The organism is Microbacterium sp. NPDC012755, from assembly GCF_042901325.1.
Lineage (GTDB): Bacteria > Actinomycetota > Actinomycetes > Actinomycetales > Microbacteriaceae > Microbacterium > Microbacterium natoriense.
In genome coordinates this window covers 2,303,556-2,326,026 of sequence record NZ_JBIBCT010000001.1, presented here as the reverse complement: position 1 = coordinate 2,326,026, position 22,471 = coordinate 2,303,556, and the positions used below count along the sequence as shown (strand labels likewise).

The 22,471-nt window shown below is 71.2% G+C and carries 23 protein-coding genes; 16 read left to right on the top strand and 7 right to left on the bottom strand.

Annotated elements, in window-relative coordinates; translation table 11 throughout:
• Window positions 1–73: 73 nt before the first annotated feature.
• Window positions 74–1,603: an ABC transporter substrate-binding protein gene (locus ACFY5A_RS10755; RefSeq protein WP_387233866.1), complete on the bottom strand. Its 1,530-nt coding sequence runs from the start codon at window positions 1,601–1,603 to the stop codon at window positions 74–76.
• 269 nt (window positions 1,604–1,872) lie between these two features.
• Here ACFY5A_RS10755 and ACFY5A_RS10750 point away from each other — a divergent pair, with 269 nt between their 5' ends.
• Genes ACFY5A_RS10750 through ACFY5A_RS10740 form a run of 3 tightly spaced genes read left to right on the top strand, consistent with a single transcriptional unit; the run spans window position 1,873 to window position 3,017 of the window.
• Complete coding sequence (locus ACFY5A_RS10750) at window positions 1,873–2,241, top strand: multidrug efflux SMR transporter (protein ID WP_105676103.1); 369 nt, start codon at window positions 1,873–1,875, stop codon at window positions 2,239–2,241.
• Complete coding sequence (locus ACFY5A_RS10745; protein ID WP_105676101.1) at window positions 2,238–2,561, top strand: multidrug efflux SMR transporter; 324 nt, start codon at window positions 2,238–2,240, stop codon at window positions 2,559–2,561. The genes ACFY5A_RS10750 and ACFY5A_RS10745 overlap by 4 nt, the downstream gene beginning before the upstream one ends.
• Window positions 2,562–2,597: 36 nt before the next feature.
• Window positions 2,598–3,017, top strand: coding sequence for a DUF4259 domain-containing protein (locus ACFY5A_RS10740; protein ID WP_387233862.1), 420 nt, complete (start codon window positions 2,598–2,600; stop codon window positions 3,015–3,017).
• A gap of 7 nt (window positions 3,018–3,024) precedes the next feature.
• On the opposite strand, the gene ACFY5A_RS10735 is transcribed toward ACFY5A_RS10740, so the two are convergent.
• Complete coding sequence (locus tag ACFY5A_RS10735; protein WP_387233859.1) at window positions 3,025–3,987, bottom strand: aldo/keto reductase; 963 nt, start codon at window positions 3,985–3,987, stop codon at window positions 3,025–3,027.
• A gap of 99 nt (window positions 3,988–4,086) precedes the next feature.
• Here ACFY5A_RS10735 and ACFY5A_RS10730 point away from each other — a divergent pair, with 99 nt between their 5' ends.
• From ACFY5A_RS10730 to ACFY5A_RS10705, 6 genes are all read left to right on the top strand, one after another.
• Entirely contained in the window at window positions 4,087–4,824 is a 738-nt protein-coding gene (locus ACFY5A_RS10730; RefSeq protein ID WP_387233856.1) for an SDR family NAD(P)-dependent oxidoreductase, read from the top strand.
• 11 nt (window positions 4,825–4,835) lie between these two features.
• Window positions 4,836–5,936 (top strand): zinc-binding dehydrogenase, encoded by a 1,101-nt coding sequence (locus ACFY5A_RS10725; protein WP_387233853.1) that lies wholly within the window; start codon window positions 4,836–4,838, stop codon window positions 5,934–5,936.
• Between the two features lie 7 nt (window positions 5,937–5,943).
• Window positions 5,944–6,903, top strand: a complete 960-nt coding sequence (locus ACFY5A_RS10720) for an aldo/keto reductase (protein ID WP_387233850.1) — start codon at window positions 5,944–5,946, stop codon at window positions 6,901–6,903.
• A 190-nt stretch (window positions 6,904–7,093) separates the two neighbouring features.
• Window positions 7,094–8,092, top strand: coding sequence for an alpha/beta hydrolase (locus ACFY5A_RS10715; RefSeq protein ID WP_387233847.1), 999 nt, complete (start codon window positions 7,094–7,096; stop codon window positions 8,090–8,092).
• The gene (locus tag ACFY5A_RS10710) at window positions 8,089–9,066 is read left to right on the top strand and encodes an alpha/beta hydrolase (protein ID WP_341939870.1); all 978 of its coding nucleotides are present in this window, start codon (window positions 8,089–8,091) and stop codon (window positions 9,064–9,066) included. Before ACFY5A_RS10715 ends, ACFY5A_RS10710 begins: the two co-directional genes overlap by 4 nt.
• On the top strand, window positions 9,063–10,262 hold the full coding sequence (locus ACFY5A_RS10705; RefSeq protein ID WP_387233843.1) for a multidrug effflux MFS transporter: 1,200 nt from the start codon (window positions 9,063–9,065) through the stop codon (window positions 10,260–10,262). The genes ACFY5A_RS10710 and ACFY5A_RS10705 overlap by 4 nt, the downstream gene beginning before the upstream one ends.
• A 9-nt stretch (window positions 10,263–10,271) precedes the next feature.
• Here ACFY5A_RS10705 and ACFY5A_RS10700 read toward each other — a convergent pair whose 3' ends face one another.
• Both ACFY5A_RS10700 and ACFY5A_RS10695 read right to left on the bottom strand, forming a co-directional pair.
• Entirely contained in the window at window positions 10,272–10,937 is a 666-nt protein-coding gene (locus ACFY5A_RS10700; protein ID WP_105677529.1) for an SDR family oxidoreductase, read from the bottom strand.
• Window positions 10,938–10,993: 56 nt separating this feature from the next.
• Entirely contained in the window at window positions 10,994–11,530 is a 537-nt protein-coding gene (locus ACFY5A_RS10695) for a hypothetical protein (protein WP_387233839.1), read from the bottom strand.
• Window positions 11,531–11,596: 66 nt separating this feature from the next.
• Here ACFY5A_RS10695 and ACFY5A_RS10690 point away from each other — a divergent pair, with 66 nt between their 5' ends.
• Both ACFY5A_RS10690 and ACFY5A_RS10685 read left to right on the top strand, forming a co-directional pair.
• Window positions 11,597–12,181, top strand: coding sequence for a TetR/AcrR family transcriptional regulator (locus tag ACFY5A_RS10690; protein ID WP_223586827.1), 585 nt, complete (start codon window positions 11,597–11,599; stop codon window positions 12,179–12,181).
• Window positions 12,182–12,484: 303 nt separating this feature from the next.
• Entirely contained in the window at window positions 12,485–14,461 is a 1,977-nt protein-coding gene (locus ACFY5A_RS10685) for a primary-amine oxidase (protein WP_387233836.1), read from the top strand.
• Between the two features lie 30 nt (window positions 14,462–14,491).
• On the opposite strand, the gene murQ is transcribed toward ACFY5A_RS10685, so the two are convergent.
• Both murQ and ACFY5A_RS10675 read right to left on the bottom strand, forming a co-directional pair.
• Window positions 14,492–15,424, bottom strand: coding sequence for an N-acetylmuramic acid 6-phosphate etherase (gene murQ / locus ACFY5A_RS10680; protein ID WP_387233833.1), 933 nt, complete (start codon window positions 15,422–15,424; stop codon window positions 14,492–14,494).
• Window positions 15,414–16,313: a BadF/BadG/BcrA/BcrD ATPase family protein gene (locus ACFY5A_RS10675; RefSeq protein ID WP_341939875.1), complete on the bottom strand. Its 900-nt coding sequence runs from the start codon at window positions 16,311–16,313 to the stop codon at window positions 15,414–15,416. Before ACFY5A_RS10675 ends, murQ begins: the two co-directional genes overlap by 11 nt.
• Window positions 16,314–16,392: 79 nt before the next feature.
• Here ACFY5A_RS10675 and ACFY5A_RS10670 point away from each other — a divergent pair, with 79 nt between their 5' ends.
• Both ACFY5A_RS10670 and ACFY5A_RS10665 read left to right on the top strand, forming a co-directional pair.
• A complete protein-coding gene (locus ACFY5A_RS10670; protein WP_341939876.1) occupies window positions 16,393–17,253 on the top strand; it encodes a MurR/RpiR family transcriptional regulator in 861 nt (286 codons plus the stop codon).
• A 113-nt stretch (window positions 17,254–17,366) separates the two neighbouring features.
• Complete coding sequence (locus ACFY5A_RS10665; RefSeq protein WP_387233829.1) at window positions 17,367–18,767, top strand: MFS transporter; 1,401 nt, start codon at window positions 17,367–17,369, stop codon at window positions 18,765–18,767.
• A 36-nt stretch (window positions 18,768–18,803) separates the two neighbouring features.
• On the opposite strand, the gene ACFY5A_RS10660 is transcribed toward ACFY5A_RS10665, so the two are convergent.
• Window positions 18,804–19,922: a DUF998 domain-containing protein gene (locus ACFY5A_RS10660; protein WP_223586832.1), complete on the bottom strand. Its 1,119-nt coding sequence runs from the start codon at window positions 19,920–19,922 to the stop codon at window positions 18,804–18,806.
• A 114-nt stretch (window positions 19,923–20,036) separates the two neighbouring features.
• Between ACFY5A_RS10660 and ACFY5A_RS10655 the strand changes: the two genes are divergently transcribed.
• The 3 genes from ACFY5A_RS10655 to ACFY5A_RS10645 all read left to right on the top strand — a co-directional run bounded on the left by ACFY5A_RS10655 (window position 20,037) and on the right by ACFY5A_RS10645 (window position 22,471).
• Window positions 20,037–20,993, top strand: a complete 957-nt coding sequence (locus ACFY5A_RS10655; protein ID WP_105676999.1) for a helix-turn-helix domain-containing protein — start codon at window positions 20,037–20,039, stop codon at window positions 20,991–20,993.
• A 284-nt stretch (window positions 20,994–21,277) separates the two neighbouring features.
• Complete coding sequence (locus ACFY5A_RS10650; RefSeq protein WP_387233826.1) at window positions 21,278–22,066, top strand: MoaF C-terminal domain-containing protein; 789 nt, start codon at window positions 21,278–21,280, stop codon at window positions 22,064–22,066.
• A gap of 15 nt (window positions 22,067–22,081) precedes the next feature.
• Window positions 22,082–22,471, top strand: coding sequence for a nuclear transport factor 2 family protein (locus ACFY5A_RS10645; RefSeq protein ID WP_341939879.1), 390 nt, complete (start codon window positions 22,082–22,084; stop codon window positions 22,469–22,471).

Here is a 22,471-nt window from a genome sequence, read left to right as displayed (position 1 = left end):
GTTGAGCGACGAGCGCAGCGAGGAGACGAAACGCTGCTCGCCCTCGATCGCTCAACGACCGGGCATGAGGGCGTCAGCCCTTGGTGATGTACCGCAGCGTCGGGAACATCATCCCGACGACCGGCTGGAGCGTGATGCCGGGGGCGCTGTAGTACGTGTTGTTCGCCTGGTACCAGACCGACCACCACGCCTGGTCGACCAGGCCTTTGTTCAGTTCCTCGACCGCGGCGGTCTGGGCGTCGCCGCGCTCCGTCTGCACCTTCTCCACGAGGGGCGCGAGCACCTCGTTGTCGGCGTAGTCCGGTGCGGGGTTGAACCACTGCACGCTGGTCACCTGGCGGGCCACGGTGGCGAGCTGGTTGCCGTCCATCGCGAGGAACGAGATGAACATCGGGTAGTTCGGGGCGTTCAGCTGGTAATCCGGCATCTGCATGTTGTCCCACGTGACCTTCACGCCGAGCTCGGTGAGAGCCTGCTCCGCCGCAGGCTTCCACTGCTCGAAGATCGGCGACATCGGCATCGAGATCGAGAAGCCGTCGGGGTAGCCCGCGTCGGCGAGGAGAGCCTTCGCCTTGTCCATGTTGTACGCGTAGGTGTCGTTGAGCGCGGGGTCGTTGATGTCTCCGCCGTCGGGGAACACCTGGTTCGTCGCGACCCCGGCACCGCTGCCGACGGCTCCGAGGATCGCGGCGCCGTCGAACGCGTAGTTGAGCGCCTGGCGGACCTCTAGCGTGCCGAGGGGCTCGCTCTTGGCGCCGGTGTGATCGGTGATCACGAGGCCGGCCCAGCCGGACACACGGGATGCCGTGTTCCAGCCCTGCTCGTCGGCCTGCGCCTGGTTCGCGACGTCGCCGTACTGCACGTTGATCTGACCGCTCAGCATCGCGTTGTGACGAGCGGTGGCGTCCATGATCGGGAAGATCGCGAGCTCGGAGAACGGGTAGGTCTTGGCGTCCCAGTGGTCGGCCACCTTCGTGAAGTGGTACTCGGCCCCGGCGACGCTCGTCGTGCTGTCGAGCGTGTACGGTCCCGATCCGACGGGCTCCTTGCCCAGCGTGCCGGCGTCGATCGCGGCCGGCGATGCCACGTAGCTCCGCCCGAGTCCCATGAAGTAGAGGATCGTGTCGTCGCGCTGGGTGAGGTTGATCGTGAGGGTGTCGTCGTCGACCTTCTCGAAGGAGGCGACGTTGACGTAGGCCTCCCCCGATCGTGCGCCCGCCTTGAGGTAGTCGAGGCTCTTGATGACGGCTTCCACGTCCACCGGGGTGCCGTCGCTGAACGTCGCGTCCGTGCGGATGTCGAGGTCGATGCTCATGTCGTCGTCGGCGACGGTCCAGTCGGTGGCGAGCGACGGGATCGGGTTCCCGTCGGCGTCGAGGGCGATGAGGGCGTCGTAGACGGCGGACAGGTAGGGGCCGTCGAAGCCGATGTCGGCCAGTGACGGATCCCACGAGGTGACATCGAGGAAGTTCCCGATGTTCAGCGCGTCTGGTCCGGCGGCGCCGCTGTCGCCGGACGGTGCGGGGGAGGTTCCGCCGCTGCAGCTGGTGAGCGCGATGGTCGCGGCCACGGCCGCGGCGAGCGCGAGGGGCAGTCGTTTCATGGTTCCTTCTCTCGGGTGCAGGGAGTGGTGAAGAAGGTACGAAGGGCCTCTGGCCGGGGAGCCGGATCCGACGCCACTTCGATGTGTCGTGCTGGTTAGTCTACATGCGTGGAAAAAGAGCGCAAGGGGCGATTTCGCGACGCGGGCGCCCTGACATGTCGCCGGGCGCGCCAGGCTTGCCCAGGAGCGCAGGAGTTCATCTGCCGGACAGGGAATCGTGCGAGCATCCCCCGCGTTCCTCCCCACGAACCCTCCACGAAAGGCACTCGATGACAGACCGCCCCCGGCCGTCGGCCTGGCCGCCGCTCCTCCTCGCGATCGCCCTCGAGGTGACGGCGACGCTCTCGCTGCGCGCCGCCGAGGGGTTCGCGCACCCTCTGTGGCTGATCCTGGTCGTCATCGGATACTCCGGGTCGCTCTGGCTGCTGTCGGTCGTCCTCGACCGAGGGATGCCGGTCGGCGTCGCCTACGGCATCTGGTCGGCGATCGGCGTCGTGCTGACCGCCATCCTGGGCGCCGTTCTGTTCGGCGAACTGCTCGGCCCCGTGCAGATCGTCGGCGTCGGCGTGATCGTGGCCGGAGTGCTGCTCGTGGAGCTCGGCTCTCGCGCCGGTCACACCGCGGAGGTCTCGTCGTGACCTGGGTGCTGCTCGCGCTCGCGATCGCCAGCGAGGTCACCGCGACCCTGAGCCTCCGCGCCTCGGAGGGCCTGCGGCGCAAGCGCTGGATCCCCGTGATCGTCGTCGGATACCTCGCCGCGTTCAGCCTCCTCGGCGCGATCCTCGCGATGGGCATGCCCGTCGGCGTCGCCTACGGCGTATGGGCCGCGGCGGGGGTCGCCGTCACCGCCGTCCTCGGCCGCGTGATCTTCAAGGACCACTTCTCGCTCCTGATGGGAATCGGCGTCGCCCTGATCGCGATCGGCGTGGGGCTGATCGAGTTCGGCGGAGGACACTGACGTCTCGGAGGGCGATTCCGGCGGTCTCCTGATTGAATGAACCTGAACACAAACCGGCAGGAGAGGAGCCACGACGTGGGCACGTGGGGACCAGGGAACTTCGAAGACGACACGGCCGCCGATGGACTGGGCGAGATCACCGACGACCTCATCGCGAAGATCTCGGAGCAGTTCGCCGATGAGGACGATGACACCGCACTGGAGCCGGACGAGTGGGGAGGGAGCATGGTGCCCGCCTGGCTGGAGCTCCTGACGGACCTGGGCTCCGCCGGACGCGTGGGGGCCACGTTCCCCGCCAGCACGACGATCGAGACCTGGCGCGACCGCTACCTGCGCGTCTGGGACGAGTACATCGACGAACTGGATCCCGACGAGGACTACCGGGTCGAGAGGCTGCGCGTCCTCACATCCACCTTCGAGCGCGCCCTCGCCCTCGCCCACAAGCGCGAAGCGTAGCCCCCTCTCACCAGGCCCCGTCTGCGCGCACCTCGCGATCGACCCAGCAGTCCGCGAGCTCTGCGCGCACCTCGGGTCCGTGGTCGCGAGCGAGGGCGAGGGCCGCGTGGTTCTGCTCGAGCTGCTCGACGCGCGAGGCGCCGAAGAGCACGTTCGCGGTCGCGGGGTTCGACAGACAGAACGCGATGCCGAGGGCGGCGGGGGTGACCCCGAAGTCCGCCGCGACCCGCGCGACCTCGGGATAGACGGCGGCGATCCGCTCGCGGATGCCGCCGACGTCGGCGCCGATCTTGCGCTGCGGAGTGCGCCCGGTGGCGAGGATCCCGCCCTCGAACACGTCGGACGCCTGCAGCGTGAGCGTGCCGTCGGCGAAGAGCGGCCCGTAGGCGTCGCCCTCGGCCATCGCCCGACGCGCGATGCCGTACTTGAGCTGCGCGAACACGGGCCCGGCGAGCCCCTGGGCCGCGGCGTCGGCGAGGGCCTGGCGCGTGTGCTCGATGCGCCAGTTGTTGATGCCCCATGAGCCGACGAGCCCCTGATCGATGAGCTCGTTCACGTCGGCGACGAGGCGCGGGACGTCGGGGGCGTCGAGGTAGTCCCCCACCACGAGGGTATCGAAGCGGTCGAGACCCGCCCTGTCGAGCGACTCGGCGAGCTGCGCGCGGAAGCCCTGGTTCGGCCAATCCCACAGCCACAGCTTTCCGCACAGCACGATGTCGGAGCGATCCACGCCGCTCTCCCGCAGCGCCCGTCCGAACAGGATGTCGGTCGTCGAGTTCTCCGCGTGCGGACCCATGTTGTAGTACGCGACGTCGAAGAAGCCGGCGTCGAGCTCGACGGCTCGGCCGATCAGCTCGACCGCCTCGGCCTGCGGCATCCTGTCCCAGGTGTTCCACGATCCGAGGGCTAGCGGGGGCACCGGCGCTCCCCCGCGCTGCAGCGGCATGCGGGGATATGTCGGAATGGGCATGAAGGCTCCTTCGGCGTGCACGACTCGGGGTTGTGTTTTTCTATGTTTGTAGAATATAACGGAGACACCCCCGTCAGAGAAGCGTCAGTGAGGACGAGCATGACCGAATCCACCGCCCGCAGAGTCCTGGTCACCGGAGGCGCCTCCGGTCTCGGCCGCGGCATCGCCGCCGCCTTCCGCGCCGAGGGCGCCGACGTCTTCATCGGCGATGTGAACGCGGATGCCGCCTCCGCCGTCGCCGCGGAGATCGGAGCGACCGCGCTCGCCCTCGACATCGGGGACGAGGCGTCCGTGCGCGCCGCTGCCGAGAGGATCGGCACGACCGGGGGCCTGGACGTGCTCGTGAACAACGCCGGGATCGTGGCGGGAGGGGGCACGCTGCAGGAGGTTCCCGTCGACGTGGTCGACGCGGCCCTGCGCGTGAACGTCCGCGGGACGTTCCTCATGCTCCGGGTCTTCGGAGCGCTGCTCGCCGAGGCCGGCCACGGCACGATCGTGAACATCTCGTCGATCGGGGCACGCCAGCCCACCCCTGGTCTCGGGCACTACGAGGCGACCAAGGCCGCGGTCGACGCCCTCACCCGCACGGCCGCGATCGAGTTGGCCCCGTCCGGGGTGCGCGTCAACGCGGTCGCCCCGGGCCCCGTGCTCACGCCGCTCACGGCCGCCTTCGCCTCCGACCCGCAGGCCCGCGCGGCCTGGGAATCGCGCATCCCCCTCGGCACGATCGCCGAGGTCAACCAGATCACACCGCTCGTGCTGTTCCTCGCGAGCGACGCCGCCAGCCACATCACCGGGGTCTCCGTCGCCGTCGACGGCGGACAGCTCCTGGTCTGAGAGGACACCCCATGACGCTCCCCGCCACGACCCGCGCCGCCGTGCTCACCGCACACGGCGAGCCGCTCACGCTGCAGGACCTGCCCCTCCCCCAGGACGTCGAGCCGGGGGCCGCCCTCGTGCGCATCTCCTGCACGACCCTGTGCGGCACCGACATCGAGATCTGGGAGGGCCGGATGACGTTCCCCGGCATGCTCCCGATGGTGCTCGGGCACGAGATGGTGGGCGAGATCGTCGCCACCGGACCCGACACGAAGGACGCTCTCGGCCGCCCCCTCTCTCCCGGCGACCGCATCGGCTGGTCGGAGTCGACGTGCGGCGAGTGCTACGGCTGCGTCGTGCTGCGCGAACCCGTCGCCTGCTCGCGCCGCGGCTACGGCTTCCTCCAGCGCGCCGACGTGCACCCGTTCGCCACCGCTGGCCTCTCCGAGTACGCCTACGTCACCCCGGGGGCTGCGAAACTGCAGCTCCCGGCATCCGTGAAGGACACCTGGGCGTCGATGGCCGGCTGCGCGGCGAAGACCGTGCTGCGGGCGTTCGAGCGCGCAGGGCGGATCCGCCCCGGCTCGACGGTCGTCGTGCAGGGCTCTGGCGCGCTGGGCATCTTCGCCACGGCGGTCGCGAAGATCGCCGGAGCGGGTCGCGTGATCACGGTGGGCGCCCCGGCGTCGCGCCTCGAGCTCGCGGCACGGTTCGGAGCGGATGCGGTGGTCGACTTCCGCGACGGTCCCGTGGTCGATCAGGTGCTCGAGCTCACCGAGGGCCGCGGCGCCGACGTCGTCTTCGACGTCGCCGGGGCGCCGAGCATCGGACCGGACGCCGTCGGGATGGCCGCCCAGCGCGGCACCGTCGTGATCGTCGGATCCACCGGCCCCGCCGGCGACGGCTTCGCGCTCAGCACCGTCATGGGCAAGGAGCTGACCCTGGTCGGCTCGCTCAACGGCGACATCTCCGACTACTCCCGTGCGATCGGCTTCTTCGAGTCCTTCGCCGACCGCTACCCGTGGGACGACCTGTTCAGCCCACCGGTCGGCCTCGCCGAGGCCTCGGACAAGATCGCGCACATGCACCAGCTCGATGAGGTCAAGGCCGTCATCGACCCGAGACGGTGAGGACCCCATGACCACGACGCTCCCCCTCCGCGAGATCGGACGCAGCGGCATCCGCTCCTCCCTGTTCTCGCTCGGCTCCTGGCACACCTACGACCGCATGGACTTCGCGGATGCCGTCGGCATGCTGCGCGAAGCGGTGGATCGCGGCGTGAACCTGTTCGACGTTGGCGTGTACTCCGCGCCCGGCTCGCCCCCGGTGTTCACCGACGTGATCTTCGCCGGCATGGTGCGCGCGGCCGGCCTCCGCCGCGACGAGTGGCTGCTGTCGTCGAAGCTGTGGCTCGAGGCCTTCGGCGCCGACGGGTTCCGTCCGCAGCTCGAGAACGCGCTCATGCGGGTCGGGGTGGAGCACGCCGACCTCGTGATCCTCGGCGACCTCCGCCGCGACGACCTGGAGCTGCGCGACCTCGTGCTCGACCTGGCGCGGCTGACGGATGCCGGGCTCATCCGGGCCTGGGGTGTGAACAACTGGTCGGCGACGAGCATCCAGACCCTGATCGACATCGCGGCCGCCGAGGGGGTCGCCGGCCCCCGGATCGCGCAGCTGAAGTACAGCGTGTCGCGGCGCTCGATCCCCGACGGCGAACCGTTCGCGCGGCTGTGGGAGCAGGGTCTGACCCTGCAGGCGTCGGACTGCCTGGAGGGCGGCGTGCTCGCCGGGAAGGTCGACGGCGGTCGCCAGATCGGCCGCGACCCCGGCGACATCCGGGCGCGCATCATCGCCGACGTGCCCGCGTTCACCGAGGTCGCCTCGTCGCTCGGCGTCACGCCGGCGCAGCTGGGCATCGGGTTCACGCTCACCCACCCGGCGCTCACCACGACCCTGTTCGGCGCGTCGAGCGTCGAGCAGCTGCGCGCCAACCTCGACGCCGCCGAACTCGTCGACCGAGTGGGCGCTGCCGAGCTGCGTCGCCTGGTCGAGCCGTTCTGGGCCGATCGCGGCGTCGTCGACCCCGAGGGCCCGTAGCCGATGCCGTGCGGGCCTCACCGTGTGTCGTCTCGCGGAGACTCGTGCTGAGCGAGCGTCAGCGAGTCGAAGCGTCGCTCGACGACCGGGAAAGCTCGCCCGACGACCGGGGCAGGAGCCCTCGGTCGTTGAGCGAGGAGCGCTAGCGACGAGACGAAACACCCATCCCCAACGACCCCAGGAGAACCGCATGACCGCCACCGCCGCCGGACACCCCACCGTCGCCCCCGTGCCCTTCGACCCCGAGGTGCAGGCCGTGCTCGACGAGCTCGCGAAGAACCCTCAGCCTCCGCTGACCCGCGACACCCTGCCTCGGACGGGCACCGATCGGATGTTCCCCGGCACCGACGCGGTGATCGCCGGGCGGGCGATCATCTGGGAGGACAGGATCATCCCCGGCCCCGCCGGCGCCCCCGATGTCGAGATCACCGTCTTCCGCCCACGGGGCAGCGAGGGCGAGGTGCTGCCCGGATTCGTGAACATCCACGGCGGCGGCATGATCGTGGGGCATCGCTCGTGGGAGACCGCGCGCGTCGTCGACATCGTCGAGGAGCACAGGGTCGTCGCCGTCAACGTCGAGTACCGCCTGGCTCCGGAGGATCCGTTCCCCGCGGGTGTCGAGGACTGCTACGCCGCGTTCGTGTGGGCGCACGCCAGAGCCGAGGAGCTCGGCATCGACCCCGAGCGCATCATCGTCGGCGGCGGCAGCGCCGGCGGCGGACTCACGGCCGCGGTGGCGCTCATGGCCCGCGACCGCGGCGGTCCCGTCATGGCGGGGCAGCTGCTGCTGTGCCCCATGATCGACAACACGAACACCACGGTGGCGAGCCGGCAGTACGACGGCATCGGCACGTGGCAGCGCGAGATGAACCTGCTCGCCTGGTCGTGCGTGCTGGGCGACGAGCTCGCCTTCAGCGCGGACGCCCCCGCCTATGCCGCTCCGTCCCGCGCCGCCGATCTCGCGGGTCTCCCTCCCGCGTTCATCGAGGTCGGCGAGGCCGAGGCCTTCCGCGACGAGGACACCGAGTACGCGATGCGCATCTGGGCGACCGGCGGCCAGGCCGAGCTGCACGTGTGGGGCGGCGGGGCGCACGGCTTCGACATGTACATGCCGGATGCCGAGATCACCAGGGCGGCCCTGTCGGCCCGGTCGTCGTGGCTCCGCCGCACGTGGGGGTCCGCCCGATGAGCATCCCCGTCCCCTACGACCCCGAGCTCGTCGCCGGGCTCGACGCGTTCGTCGACCTCGTCGAGATCATCCCGCTGCGCGCGGACACCATCCATGCGAACCGCGACCACTTCGCCACGATCATCCCGCCCATGAGCGTGCAGACCGCCGGCCGCGCGGTCTCCTGGGACGACCGCCTCATCCCCGGCCCCGCCGGGGCCCCCGACGTCGAGATCACGGTCGTCCGGCCCGCTCGCCCCTCCTCCGCCCCCGCCCCCGCCGTGCTCTCCATCCACGGCGGGGGAATGGTGCTGGGCACGCGGTTCTTCGGCACCGGGGAGCTCATCGACCTCGCAGAGCGCCACGGCGTCGTCGGCGTCGCCGTCGAGTACCGACTGGCGCCCGAGCATCCAGGGCCGGCGCAGGCCGAGGACTGCTACGCCGCCCTGGAGTGGATGGCGGCGCACGCGGACGAGCTCGGCATCGACCCAGAGCGCATCATCGCGTCCGGCATGAGCGCCGGCGGCGGTCTCTCGGCGGCGGTGGCGCTCCTCTCGCGCGACCGCGGCGGGCCGCGCCTGGCCGGCCAGCTGCTCGGCTGCCCCATGCTCGACGACCGCAACGAGACCGTCTCCAGCCGTCAGTACGACGGCTTCGGCGCCTGGGACCGCAACAACAACGACACCGCGTGGGACGCGATCGCCGGCGCCGACCGGTTCGGTGACGACCTGTCCGCGTACGTCGCGCCTGCCAGAGCGCGCGACCTCTCCGGACTCGCTCCTGCGTTCATCGAGGTCGGCGCCGCGGAGACGTTCCGCGACGAGGCGGTGGACTACGCGCTGCGCATCTGGGCCACGGGCGGACAGGCCGAGCTGCACGTGTGGGCCGGCGGATATCACGGCTTCGCCGGCTTCTCCCCCGACGCCGAGGTCTCGAAGGCCGCCGTCGCCGCGCGCGAGAGCTGGCTGCGCCGCGTGCTGCGCCTCGGCGGATGAGCGTTCCCCGCCCGCGCATGGGGGCGCTGCGCGCCATGCTCGTGCTCGGGATGCTCGAGGCCTTCGGCCCGCTGTCGATGGACCTCTATCTGCCGCAGCTGCCTCAGCTCGCGGCATCCCTCGGCACCTCGGAGGCGCTCGGCCAGGCGACCATGTCGGCGTGCATGATCGGGCTCGGGCTCGGTCAGCTGATCGCCGGCCCGCTGAGCGACCGCCTGGGGCGGCGCCTGCCGCTCATGGTCGGCGTCGCCGCGTTCGCCGTGCTCTCGGTGCTGTGCGCCGTCGCGCCGAGCATCGAGCTGCTGCTGCTCGCGCGGTTCCTGCAGGGTCTCGCCGGATCCGCGGGCATCGTCATCTGTCTCGCCGTCGCCCGCGACCAGTTCGAGGGCGTCGAGCTGTCGAGGATGCTGTCGCTGCTGTTCCTCGTCTCGGGCACGGCACCGGTCATCGCGCCCCTCGTCGGCGGCCAGCTCGCGCGGATCATGGACTGGCGCGGCATCTTCTGGGTGCTGGGAGGTGTCGGCGTCGCTCTGCTGCTCGTGGTCGTGCTGGCGCTCCCCGAGACCCTCGACCGCGGTGACCGGCACGGCGGCGGCGTGCGGGTGCTCGCAGGGCACGCGGGCGCCGTGGTGCGGGACCGGCTGTTCCTCGCCGTGCTGTGCGCGGGCGCCGCGGGCGGGGTCGCGTTCTTCACGTATCTGTCGATGTCGCCGTTCGTGCTGCAGGACCGGTTCGGGCTGAGCCCGCAGACCTTTAGCTTCGCGTTCGCCGCCGGAGCGCTCGCGAACATCCTCGGCAGTCAGGCCAGCCGCCTCGTGGTGCGGCGCCGGGGACCGCTGCGGGTGTACCTCGGGGGCATCACGGCCACCCTGATCGCGACGACGGCGTTCCTGGTGGTCGCGATCGGCGGCGCCGGAGTGATCGGCGTCGCCGCAGCGCTCATCGGCTTCATGCTGTGCGCGGGGATCGGCGGGCCGAACGGGCAGACCCTCGCGCTGGCCCACCACGGGGCGCGGGCGGGCACGGCCTCGGCTCTCCTGGGTGTGTCGATGTTCCTGTTCGGCCCCGTGGTCGCCCCGCTCGCGGCCGGCATCGGAGGCACGACCGCGCTCACCATGGCGCTCACGATGACGGCGGCCGCGACCGTGGCCGCGATCTCCGCCTGGGTGTTCGTGCGCCCGGCCGCGCGCGGCTGAGCGTCGGCCTCAGAACTCGGCCGAGAAGGCCCCGTCGGACTTGAGCAGTTGACCGGAGATCCAGCGGCCCTCGTCCGACACGAGGAACTCCACGGTCGCGGCCACATCGGCGGGGCGCCCGAGCCGGCCAAGCGGAGTCATCCCGCCGAGGGCCGTGCGGGTCTCGTCGTCCATCCAGCCCGTGTCGATCGGACCGGGGTTGAGCACGTTCGCCGAGATGCCCTTCGGCCCCAGCTCGCGCGCGGCCGAGATCACGAGCCGATCGAGGGCCCCCTTCGAGGCCCCGTAGGGCAGGTTGCCGGTGACGTGATCGCTCGTGAGCGCGACGATCACTCCGCCGCCCTCCCCCGCCTGGCGGGCGAACGCGGCGATCATCAGCAGGCTCGCGCGGGCGTTCACGGCGACGTGCAGGTCGAAGCTCTCGGCCGTCGTGTCGAGGATGCCGGACTCGACGTCGTGCGCGTGGCTGAGGATGAGGGCCGTGATCGCGCCGTATCGACGGTTCACCTCGGCGATCAGCTGCTCGGGCCCCTCGGGCGTCGAGAGGTCGGCGGGCACGTCGGCATCGGTCAGGTCGCTCGTGACGACCGTCCAGCCGGCGGCGCGGAGACGGGGGACGATGCCGGCCGCGATGCTGTTCGCGCGGGCGGCGCCGGTGATGAGGGCGAGGGGCATCCGGCCACGCTACCGAATCCGCGCCGTGACCGGGAGTCGCGGGCCCCGTCGCCGGTTCAGAAGCCGAGGCACATGACGGCGACGCCCGCGGCCATCGCCCACGATTCGATCGTCAGCAACGTCGCCGCGCGCCCCTCGTGCACGGGCTCGACGAACCACTCGGCGACGACCGTCCACAGCACGACGCCGACGACGCCCACGATCCCGATGATCGAGAGGACCCCGTTCAGGCCGTGCCCTGCATGCCCCGAGGTCGCGACGGCGTCGCTCGACGAGCCGGCCGAGGCGCTCTGGAACGCGCAGACCGCCATGACGAGAGACACCAGGGCGCGGTGGCAGCAGGCCGCCGCAGCGGGCGTCCCCCGCACGCCGATCGTCCCGAGCATGGCCGAGAGCAGCAGGACGGCGCCGAGGAGGAGTCCCCGTGCCACGTCGCCGCCGCCCGCCGCGACGACGAGCATCGCCGCCGCCATGACGAGGGCGGACTGCCGCCCCTGCCAGGGCACCGCGCGCCAGGCCGCGACGCAGGCGACCGCCGACACCAGCGCCGCCAGTGCCATCAGCCACGGTGCTGCGGGCAGAATGGGATCCACCCCCGCATTATATTGATCGAGCGCTCAAAATAGCCAGACCCACTTCGGATGCGGCAGGATGGGCAGGTGCCCCGCGTCGTCGACCATGATGAGCGCCGCCGGCAGATCGCCGAGGCGCTGCTCGCGGTGGCCGCCCGCGACGGGCACGAGAGCGTGTCGTCGCGCGCCGTCGCGAAGGAGCTCGGCGTCGCCACCGGCTCGCTGTGGCACTACTTCGACGGATTCGACGACGTCATCCGCGCCGCCGCCGCGGAGGTCACCCGCCGCACCGACGAGCGCATCGCCGCGGCCACGGCAGGACTGCACGGGCTCGCGCGACTGGAGGCGCTCATGGGCGAGGTGCTCCCCCTCGACGAGCGCACCCGCAGCGAGGCGCGCGTCGTCGTCGGCTTCTGGGGACGCCTCGCGACGCTCGCGCCGACTCCGGATGCCGCCGCACCCACCCTCGCGACCTGGCAGAGCAGCATCCGCGACGCCCTCGACGAAGCCGTGGCCGCGGGCGAGCTCCGCACGGAGACGCCGACGGATGCCGTCATGGCACTGCTGCGCTCGATCACCTACGGCCAGCAGGTCGTCGAGGTCACCGAGCCGCAGGATGCCGCGGCCCACGCCGCCGTGCTCGACGGCATCCTCTCCCCCTGGCGCGCCTGACGCTCCGCAGCACACCCCCACCCCCGCACCCCACCCGCGCCACACACCCGCGCCGCACACCCCGCCCGCGCAACGCACCCCACGCCCGCGCCACGCACCCCCGCCCACGCCGCACCCGCACTCACGCCCGCATTCACACCCGGTGCGGAGGGTGAGGGGCCACACATCGTCGGATCCTCCGCCCGCGATGCGGCGATACGCGACCCCTCACGCGCTCGAAAGGCTTGTGCGCAGGCCCTGAGCCGTCGTACCATCGTCGAAACCCGTTTATTGAGCAATCGCTCGAAATAGTGAGGTACGCCGATGTCCCACCAGCCCGTCACCATCGACAAGATCGCCGCGCCGCATCCCCTCGACCCGCTCACGGGCGCCGAGATCGCCGCCGCCAGGGCGGTGCTCGAGTCCGCAGGCCTCATGGGCGACACCGTCCGCGTGCCGATGCTCCTCCCCGACGAGCCGACCAAGGCCGAGCTCGCCGCGTGGACGCCGGGCGCCCCCATCGACCGTCGCGTCGATGCCACCCTGCTCGACACCGCCACGGGCGTCGCGACAGAGGTCGTCGTCTCGATCACGCGCGGTGAGGTCGTGAGCGCCGAGCGCGTGCCGAACGACGCGCCGCCCTACGGCCAGCCGCAGTACCTGTTCGAGGAGTACGAGCGCGCGGAGGCGATCGCCAAGGCCTCGCCCGAGTGGCAGGCCGCGATGCGGCGGCGCGGCCTCGAAGACCACATGGAGCTCGCGTTCTGCGGTCCCCTCGCCCCCGGATACACGGGGCGCGCCGACGAGGTGGGTCGCCGCGTCATCCGCTCCCTCACCTTCCTGAAGTACGACGAGGACGACTCGCCGTGGGCACACCCTGTCGAGGGTCTGATCGTGCACATCGACCTGACGGCGAACAGCGTGATCCGCGTCGAGGACGTGGGCGATGTGCCGGTGCCCGCCGGCCACGGCAACTACTACCCCGAGGTGCAGGGCGAGGCCCGCACGACCCTCAAGCCCATCGAGATCACGCAGCCCGAGGGCCCGAGCTTCTCCGTGTCGGGCTCCCTGGTCGAGTGGGAGAACTGGTCCATGCGCGTGAGCTTCAACGCCCGCGAGGGTCTCGTGCTGCACGACGTGAGCTTCGACGGTCGCTCCGTGCTCAGCCGTGCGAGCGTGCCCGAGATGGTCGTCCCCTACGGCGACACCGCGCCCGGACGCTTCTGGATCAGCTACTTCGACGCGGGCGAGTACCTCCTCGGCAAGAACGCCAACCACCTGGAGCTCGGATGCGACTGCCTCGGCGTCATCCGCTACCTCGACGGGTACGTCGCCGACGACCACGGGCACCCCGTGCGCATCCCCAACGTCGTCTGCATGCACGAGGAGGACTACGGCATCCTCTGGAAGCACACCGATCTGGCCGGTCGCGCCGACGTGCGCCGCTCGCGCCGCTTCGTGGTGTCGTACTTCTCCACGATCGGCAACTACGACTACGGCTTCTACTGGCACTTCTACCTCGACGGCTCGATCGAGGTCACGGCCAAGGCCACGGGCATCGTCTTCGTCGGCGCGGGAGAACCGGGCGTGCGGCAGAGGCACGCGACCGAGCTCGCCCCCGGCGTCTTCGCACCGGTGCACCAGCACCTGTTCAGCGCGCGTCTCGACGTGGCGATCGACGGCGAGGACAACCGCCTCGTGGAGGTCGACGCGCAGCGCGTGCCCATGGGAGCGGAGAACCCGTTCGGCAACGCCTTCAGCTGGTCGGAGACCCCGCTCGTCACCGAGAAGCAGGCGCAGCGCGAGGCCGACACCTCGGTCGCCCGGGTGTGGGAGATCCAGAGCGCCTCGCGCACGAACGCCGTGGGCCGCCCCACCGCGTACCACCTGATCCCCGAGCCGACCGCCCTGCTGATGGCCGACCCCGCATCCTCCGTGGCGGCCCGCGCGGCCTTCGCGACCAAGCATCTGTGGGCGACGAAGCACGAACCAGGCCAGATCTGGCCCGCCGGACGCTACCCGAACGCCCACCAGGGCGGTGCAGGCCTCCCCGAGTACACCGCAGACGACCGGTCGATCGACGGCGAGGACATCGTGCTGTGGCACACCTTCGGGCTCACGCACTTCCCGCGCCCGGAGGACTGGCCCATCATGCCCGTCGACTACGCCGGCTTCTGGTTCAAGCCCTACGGCTTCCTCGACCAGAACCCCGCGATGGACGTGCCGGAGTCGTCCCAGGCGCATGGAACCGCAGACGCAGGATGCTGCGGCGGAGGCGCCGCCTGCACCTGCGGCCACTGAGCTGACGCGCACCTCGAGACGAGGCGCGCGTCAGCTCAGTGCGGCGATCGCCTCGCGCAGGATGCCGTCGGCGCTCTCCAGGGCGGATGCCGCGGCATCCGCCTGAGCGCCCGTCGCCAGCATGAGGAGTGCGAGCTTGACCGAACCCGAAGCGGCGGACAGCGCGACGGCGGCCTCCTCGGCCTCGACGCCGGCGAGCTGCATCACGGTGCGGATGGAGCGCGCGCGGAGCTTCTCGTTCGTGGCGAGGAGGTCGACCATGACCCCGCGGTAGGTCTTGCCGAGCTTGATCATCGACAGGGTCGTGAGCATGTTCACGACGAGCTTCTGCGCGGTCCCCGACTTCAGACGCGTCGAGCCGGAGATGAACTCGGGGCCGGTGACGACCTCGATCGCGATCTCGGCCTCCGCACCGATCGCGGAGTGCGCGTTCGAGGCGATCGCGACCGTCAGCGCGCCGATGCCGCGGGCGAAGCGCAGTCCTCCGACCACGTACGGGGTGCGACCGGAAGCCGAGATCCCGACGACCGTGTCGTCTGCGGTCAGGGCCAGTTCGCGCAGCGACAGCTCGGCGGCATCCTGATCGTCCTCGGCGTTCTCGACGGCGGAGCGGATCGCCGTCTCGCCTCCCGCGATCAGTCCGACGACCATCGACGGGTCGGTGCCGAACGTCGGCGGGCACTCGCTCGCGTCGAGCACGCCGACGCGACCGGCGGTTCCCGCGCCGATGTAGATCAGACGCCCGCCGCGGCGGAACCGCGCGGTGATGCCGTCGACGGCTGCGGCGATCTCCTCGGCGCGATCGGCGACAGCCTCGGGGACCCTGCGGTCCTCCGCGCTCATCGCGCGCACGAGCTCGACGGAGCCGAGCAGGTCGAGGTCGCCGCGCTCGGTCGTCGAGGCCTCGGTGTCGAGGCGCGAGAGCTCGTCGAGGAGCTCGGTCAGACGGTCGTCATTCGGCACGGTGCGCGAACCTTTCGTGGGGGAGGTCGGTGCGGAGCGCGAGCATCAGCGCTCCGTCGATGGCGTCGCCCGCGGAGGCGACGACGGTGCGGTCGGCGGAGTCGAGGGACGAGGTGAGCCGGGCGCGGAACCATCCGTGGTCGGTGAGGCCGCCGTGCAGTGCCGCATTCGCCGTGCGGGAGGCGGCAACGGTCGTGGCGGTGAGCAGCCTGACCGCCTCGTCGGCGATCGCGAGGGCGACGTCGTCGCCGCGCTCGGCGGACTCCAGGACGAGCGGCGCCAGCTGTGCGAGCCGTCTGGCCAGGGGCTCATCGCGGCCGATCCACGACGGGACGGCCGACGCGGGGCCCACCACGGTCTCGACGGCGGCGGTCAGCACGGTCGCAGGACCCAGGCCCGAGGACGCGCGCACCACCGCGCGCAGCGCCTCCCGTCCCAACCAGGAGCCGCTGCCGAAGTCGCCGAGCTCAGGACCCCAGCCGTCGACGAGGCGCACGCCGTCGGCATCCGCTCCGAGTGCGGCGGCGCCCGTTCCCGCGATGAGCAGGGTGCCCTCGGCTCCGTCCAGAGCGCCCGCATGCGCGGTCACGACGTCGGAGGCGACGACGACCGGCGCCCCCGTCTGCCGCGCCAGTCGTCGAGCCAGGGCGGATGCCGCCTGCGGAGCCGCCCAGGCACCCGCAGCCCCCACTCCTAGGGGTCCGATCGGGCCCTCGAATCGCGCGAGCAGCGATACGATCGCATCGAAGGCGGCGTCCGCTCCGTGCGGGGCGGCCAGGCCCGGGGCGCCGACACCGTCGTGACGCACTCGCTCCCGATCGACGACGCGCACGACCCGGCACCGGGTCTTGCCGAGGTCGACGGCGAATGCGGGGGCGGGCGAAGTCATGAAAATAGTCTACGCATAGTCGCGAGGGCGTGAAACAATTATTCAACGCGGAGAGGTCCGCCACGACCGAGAGGGCGGCATGAGCATCCAGACCACGATAGCCACGGCCACCGAGACGCTGCCACCCTCCCTCGCGCGCATCGCCCGCGCCGTGAGCGACAACCCGTCGATCGTCGTCGACCTCACGATCAACGAGCTCGCCGCCGCGTGTGACACCTCGGTCGCATCGGTCGTGCGCTTCTGCCGCGCCATCGGCGTCAGCGGCTACGCGGCGCTCCGCGTGTCACTCGCGACGGAGCTCGGCAGGGAGTCCGCCCAGTTCAGCATGCCCACGGGCTTCGGCTCGGAGATCTCCGCCGGCGACACCCTGCGCGAGGCGACCGCGAAGATCGCCGCCCTCGAGCTCCTGGCGATCGAGGAGACCGTCGGCAACCTGGACTACGACGTGCTCGCATCCGCGGTCGACGCGATCGACGATGCCGACAGGATCCTCCTCTTCGGCATCGGCGCCAGCCGCCTCGCCGCCGACGATCTGGGCCACAAGCTGCTGCGGATCGGCCGATCGGCGATCGTGCTCTCGGACTCGCACGAGGCGAGCGCCGCCGCCGCGCTCAGCGCCACGAAGTCGGTCGCGATCGGCTTCTCGAACTCGGGCACCACGCTGGAGACCGTGCGCTTCCTGCAGACCGCCCGCGACAACGGCACCGCCACGATCGGCATCACCGGCGCCCCCGACTCCCCTCTCGCCCGTGGGGCGGATCACACCCTCTTCACGCACGCCAGGGAGTCGCGCTTCCGCGCGGGCGCCATGGTGAGCCGCATCGCGCAGCTCGCCCTCGTCGACGCGGTGTTCGTCGGCGTCGCGCAGCGGCGACACGCGCACTCCGTGCACGCCCTGCAGCGCACGGCCGACGCCACCCGCGAGCTGCGCGCCGAGTGACTCCGCCCCCTCGGACGACGCTTTCGCATGCCGTCGGGAATACCCTAGGGGGGTATTCCATTGAGTCCTTTCAGAGGATGCCGGCCGTCGGCGTCCCGATCGAGAGGAATCCCGTGTCCACGACACAGAACGCCGGAGCCGCCCCGCTCCCGAGAGCCCCCCGCCGCGGACTGGGACTGGCGCTCATCGCCGCCGCCCAGTTCGTCGTCATCATGGACACGTCGATCATCGGCGTCGCGCTCAGCGACATCGCCCGCGACGTCGGATTCGCGCAGGAGGCCCTGTCGTGGGTCTTCAACGCCTATGTGATCGCCTTCGGCGGACTGCTGCTGCTCGGCGGGAGGCTCTCCGACCTCTTCGGGGCGCGACGCATGTTCACCATCGGGTGGGCGGTGCTGCTCGCGGGCTCCCTCGCCGCCGGCCTCGCCGGAGACGCCGGTGTCGAGATCGCCGCCCGCGCCGTGCAGGGCGCCGGGGCCGCGCTGATCGCGCCCGCCGCGCTGACGCTGCTCATGACGCTGTTCGGCGGGACGCCACAGCTCCCCCGCGCATTCGCCGTCTACGGCGCGGCCGCCCCGATCGGCGGCACGGCCGGAGTCTTCCTCGGCGGACTGCTCACCGAGTACCTCGGCTGGCCCTGGGTCTTCTACATCACCGTGCCGATCGCGATCGCGATCCTTGCTCTCACACCGATCGCGTTCCCTCGCGGCGTGCGAGCGACGGGTCGCGTCGACCTCCTCGGCGCGATCGCGGGCACGGCGGGCCTCGCCCTGGTCGTGTACGGCGTCGTGCGGGCGCCGGAGATCGGGTGGCTGAGCATCGAGGCCACCGGATCGCTGGGCGCGGGCATCCTGCTCCTCGGGCTGTTCGTCGCCCGGCAGGCTCGCGCCGCCGAGCCGCTGCTGCGCCTCGGGATGCTGCGTCTGCCCCAGTTGGCCGGCGCCAACATCGCCCAGCTCCTGCTGGGCGCCTCCTGGATCCCGATGTGGTTCTTCCTGAACCTGTACCTGCAGAACGTGCTCGGCGCATCAGCGTTCGCCGCGGGCGCGGCGCTCGTGCCGATGACGGTGCTGATCGTGATCGGCATGACTCTGGTCGCCCCTCGCCTGTCGGCGCGGCTGAGCACGCGGACCATGGTGGCATCCGGCTTCGTCCTGCTGGGCGTCGGCGTCGGCTGGCTGGCGCTCGCTCCCTCCGACGGCGTGTACGCGGCCCACGTGCTGCCCGCGTCCCTGGTCGCCGCATCCGGCATGGCGCTCGCTTTCGTTCCGTCGCTGAGCACGGCGATCGCGAGCGCGCCGCCGGAAGAGGCGGGCGTCGCGTCCGGCCTCGTCAACACGAGCTACCAGATCGGCTCCGCGGTCGGGCTCGCCGTGCTCACCGCGGTGAGCGCCGGCGCGAGCGTCGACGGCGGGGATGCCGCCGGCTACAGCGCGGCGTTCGTCGGCGCGGCCGTGATCGCCGCGGTCGGCCTCCTCGCCGCCGTCCTCGGCCTCCGCGCACGCCGCGGCTGAGTCAGCGCGACGACGAACCGGGCGGCCCGGCCTCGGTCACCCCTCTGCGGTGACCGGGACCGGGTCGCCCGCCGTGCTGCCGACGACGGACCCAGCGGTCCGCAGGAAGACGATGATCCAGCTGAAGATCAGGACGGCGGCGATCAGCTCGACGGCCGTGAGGTTGTAGTAGCCGACGGCGAAGAACGCCCCGAGCACGGCGATCACGAGCACGTACGCCCACCCGAACAGCACGAAGACGCGGGGGATCGTCCGCAGGAACCAGGGCAGGCCCACCACGACCACGGCGAAGACGACGGCCATGCCGGTCGCGACGGTGTTGTGCAGCAGGAAGAACTCGTCGACGGGGAAGATCCCGACGCAGGCGAGGAAGACGCCCATGAGGATCAGCCCGCCGCGCACCAGGAAGCGACCCCGCCGATCCTTCTCGTCGTCGACCGGCAGCCCGGCCGTCGCGTAGCGGGAGATCGTGGTGATCATGACGCCGGCGATGATCAGCGTCGCGTTGAACGCGATCGACGCGCTGTTGGTGCTCATGCCCAGGGCGGAGAGGTTGTCGCGCCACCAGTTCTCGTCGCTCGAGGCGAGCATCGCGGCGAACGCCCCGACCACCAGGAACACCGCCAGCACCAGCGAGAGCACCATCGGGGTGAGGGCCACCGCGCTGAGGAAGCTCACGTAGGCGGTGAGCGCGAACGCGACGCTGACGAGGATCGCGCCGGGGAAGGCAAACACGGGCGCGCCGATGAAGCTGAGCTCGAGCAGCTTCGCGATGCCGAGCCAGCCCAGATACGCGATCGCCGCGTGCGCGAAGGCGATCGCCGCGAGGTCGTACCAGCGCAGCCGGTCCCCCGGCACGCTGAAACCGTCGCGCACGGCATCCTCCGCGATCTCGACCGGACGCACGGCGACCCGTCCGAGGACGAACGCGAGCACGGCGGTGAGAGCCCCGCCGTACGCGGCGAAGCCGCCGATCGAGCCGGATCCGCTGATCGCGAGCTCGTGCCCGAAGAACACCGGGAAGGCGATGACGAACCCCAGCACGAGGAACAGCGTCCCGACGATCAGCGCCGTCGCCTCGAACACGGAATCGGATGTGTCCGGCCCCCGCAGCTGTCGCAGCACCCGCATGGCCTGCTCGCCGATCCTCTTCATGCTCCGCCCTCCGCTCCACATCCTAGAAGCCGCGCGGGGCGGGCGCAGTCGGTGATAACATCACGGAACGGATCGTATACAACGTCGTCGTTCCACCACCCGAGGTGATCTTTCATGAACGGTGCACCCACGGCTTCCGCCGAATCGGTGTCGACTCTCGTCGCGCGCAACATCAGCGAGTTCCGCGCCGCGGTGTCGGAGTCCTTCGTCCCCCTGCAGGTCTCCAGCAGCGGAGCAGACCACTTCCGCGGCATGATCCGCGCGGCCTCCGTCGACGAAGTGCACGTGACGGACCTGCGCGCGACGTCGCACGTGGTCGAGCGCACCCCCGAGCTCATCGCCCGCGGAGATCGCTCCTACTTCAAGCTGAGCCTGATGCTCGCCGGCACCGGCCTGCTCATCCAGGACGACCGGGAGGCCGTGCTGCGCCCCGGCGACCTCGCCGTGTACGACACCGACCGCCCGTACTCCCTCGTGTTCGACGAGGACTTCCGCACCATGGTCGTGATGTTCCCGAAGCATCTGATCAGCCTGCCGCCGGAGATGATCGGACAGCTGACGGCCGTGCGCATCTCCGGTCAGGAGGGGCTCGGCGGCATGGTCGTGCCCTACCTGACCCAGCTCGCCGGCAATCTCGACCAGCTCGCGGGGACCACCGGCGCCCGCCTCGCGCACAGCGCTCTCGACCTCGTGTCCACCGTCTTCACCCGCGAGCTCGGTCTCGACGAGGTCTCCGCCGATCCGCACCGCGCGCTCGTGCAGCGCATCCGCTCCTACATCGACCGCAACCTCGCCTCGACCGACCTCGGGCCCGCCTCGATCGCATCGGCGCACTACATCTCGACCAGGCACCTGCACGGGCTCTTCCAGGAGCAGGGCGTCACGGTGTCGACCTGGATCCGCACGCGACGCCTCGAGCAGTGCCGCAGGGATCTGCTCGACCCCATGCTCGCCGACCGTCCGGTCGCGGCGATCGCCGCGCGCTGGGGGTTCGTCGACGCCGCGCACTTCAGCCGCGCGTTCAAGACGGCCTTCGGCATCTCGCCCAGCGAGTACCGCGCCGCGCACTGACGGCTCGCCGACGGCCGCTGCGCGGCGACCGGCATCCTCTCGCCGCCCAGCGCGCCCGTGCCGTCGTCGTCGTGGCGCGCCGCTGCTCGCATCGGTGCGCGGGTGAGAGCCGTCGCCCCGCATCCTGCACTTGCCCCGGAGGGCACGCCGGTTGACTCTCGGCGCGCGATGGTCGCGCGCGCCTTGAGCGGATGAGGCGCCCGGATCGAGCATGAGGCAAGCGCACCGCGAAGCTGCGGTGCCCGGAGCGAGGATGCTCCGCCGTGTGCGACGTCAGGACCTCCATGACCGACATCTCCACCGACCCGGCACTCGACGAGTGGCGCACCTACGACGAGTTCGCCGCGGGCATCGACACCTTCCGCCTGCCGAACGTGTCCCTCGCGGGAACCGCGGTGGCGCTCACCCTCGACGACGGCTCGGCCTTCTCGCTCGTGTTCGATTCCGTGGCCGCGACGTGGACCGGGTTCGACGCCGCGGGGACCGACCCGTACGACGCGGTCGCGGTGCGCGACGACGTCGTGTTCGTCAACATCCCGCTGGAGAGCCGCGAGCGCGAGGCGATCACCGTCGTCTACTCGACCTCGACCCGCAGGGCGACGGTCGTCCGCTCCCGCATCGCCGCCGAGGCTCTCCCCGGCGAGCCGCAGGTCGGCCAGGAGTTCTGGGCCGCGACCGTCGACGGCGGGGATCCGACGGGCGAGATACCCGGTCCGAGCCGCGACCTCATCGGCAAGCGCAACGTCTACCGGTACAGCCCGCACCACCTGTACGAGCACGTCTACGTCTCCAGCCAGCGCTACGCCTGGCAGTGCTTGGAGGGCGTGCAGCGCGGCCACGGAGACATGGATCTCTCGACCGTCTGGAAGTTCGCCGACGGACTGTACCTGTTCTGCTTCCGCGAGTTCCGCATCGCCGTCGCCAGCGTCTGGCTGCACGATCTCGGATACCAGCTCATGACCACCGGCATCTTCCTCGGCCTCAACGGAGACGGGGACGCCGAGCACTCCCGCGGCGGCGGCCACATCTATCCCCTCGGCTCCGTCACCTATCCCGACGCCCAGCCCGTCTGATCGAGGAGCGCGCACATGAGCAACGCAGACATCATCCGCGAGCACTACGCCGCGAGCGACCGCGGCGATCTCGACGGGATGCTCGCCCCCCTCGCCGACGAGGTGCAGTGGACCGAGGCGGCGGGGTTCCCCTACGCCGGCACCTACATCGGCCCCGACGCGGTCGCCGCCGGCGTCTTCCAGCGGATCCAGGAGGAGTGGGACGACTACACGGTCGCGATCGACGAGGTCGTCGACGGCGGCGACGTGGTCGTCGGCATCGGCACCTACTCCGGCACCTACACGCTGACCGGGCGCTTCTTCGCCGCCAGGGTCGCCCACGTGTGGCGGCTGACCGACGGCAGGGTCACCGCCTTCGAGCAGTTCACCGACACCGAACTGGTCAATCGCGCCCTGCGCGGCTGA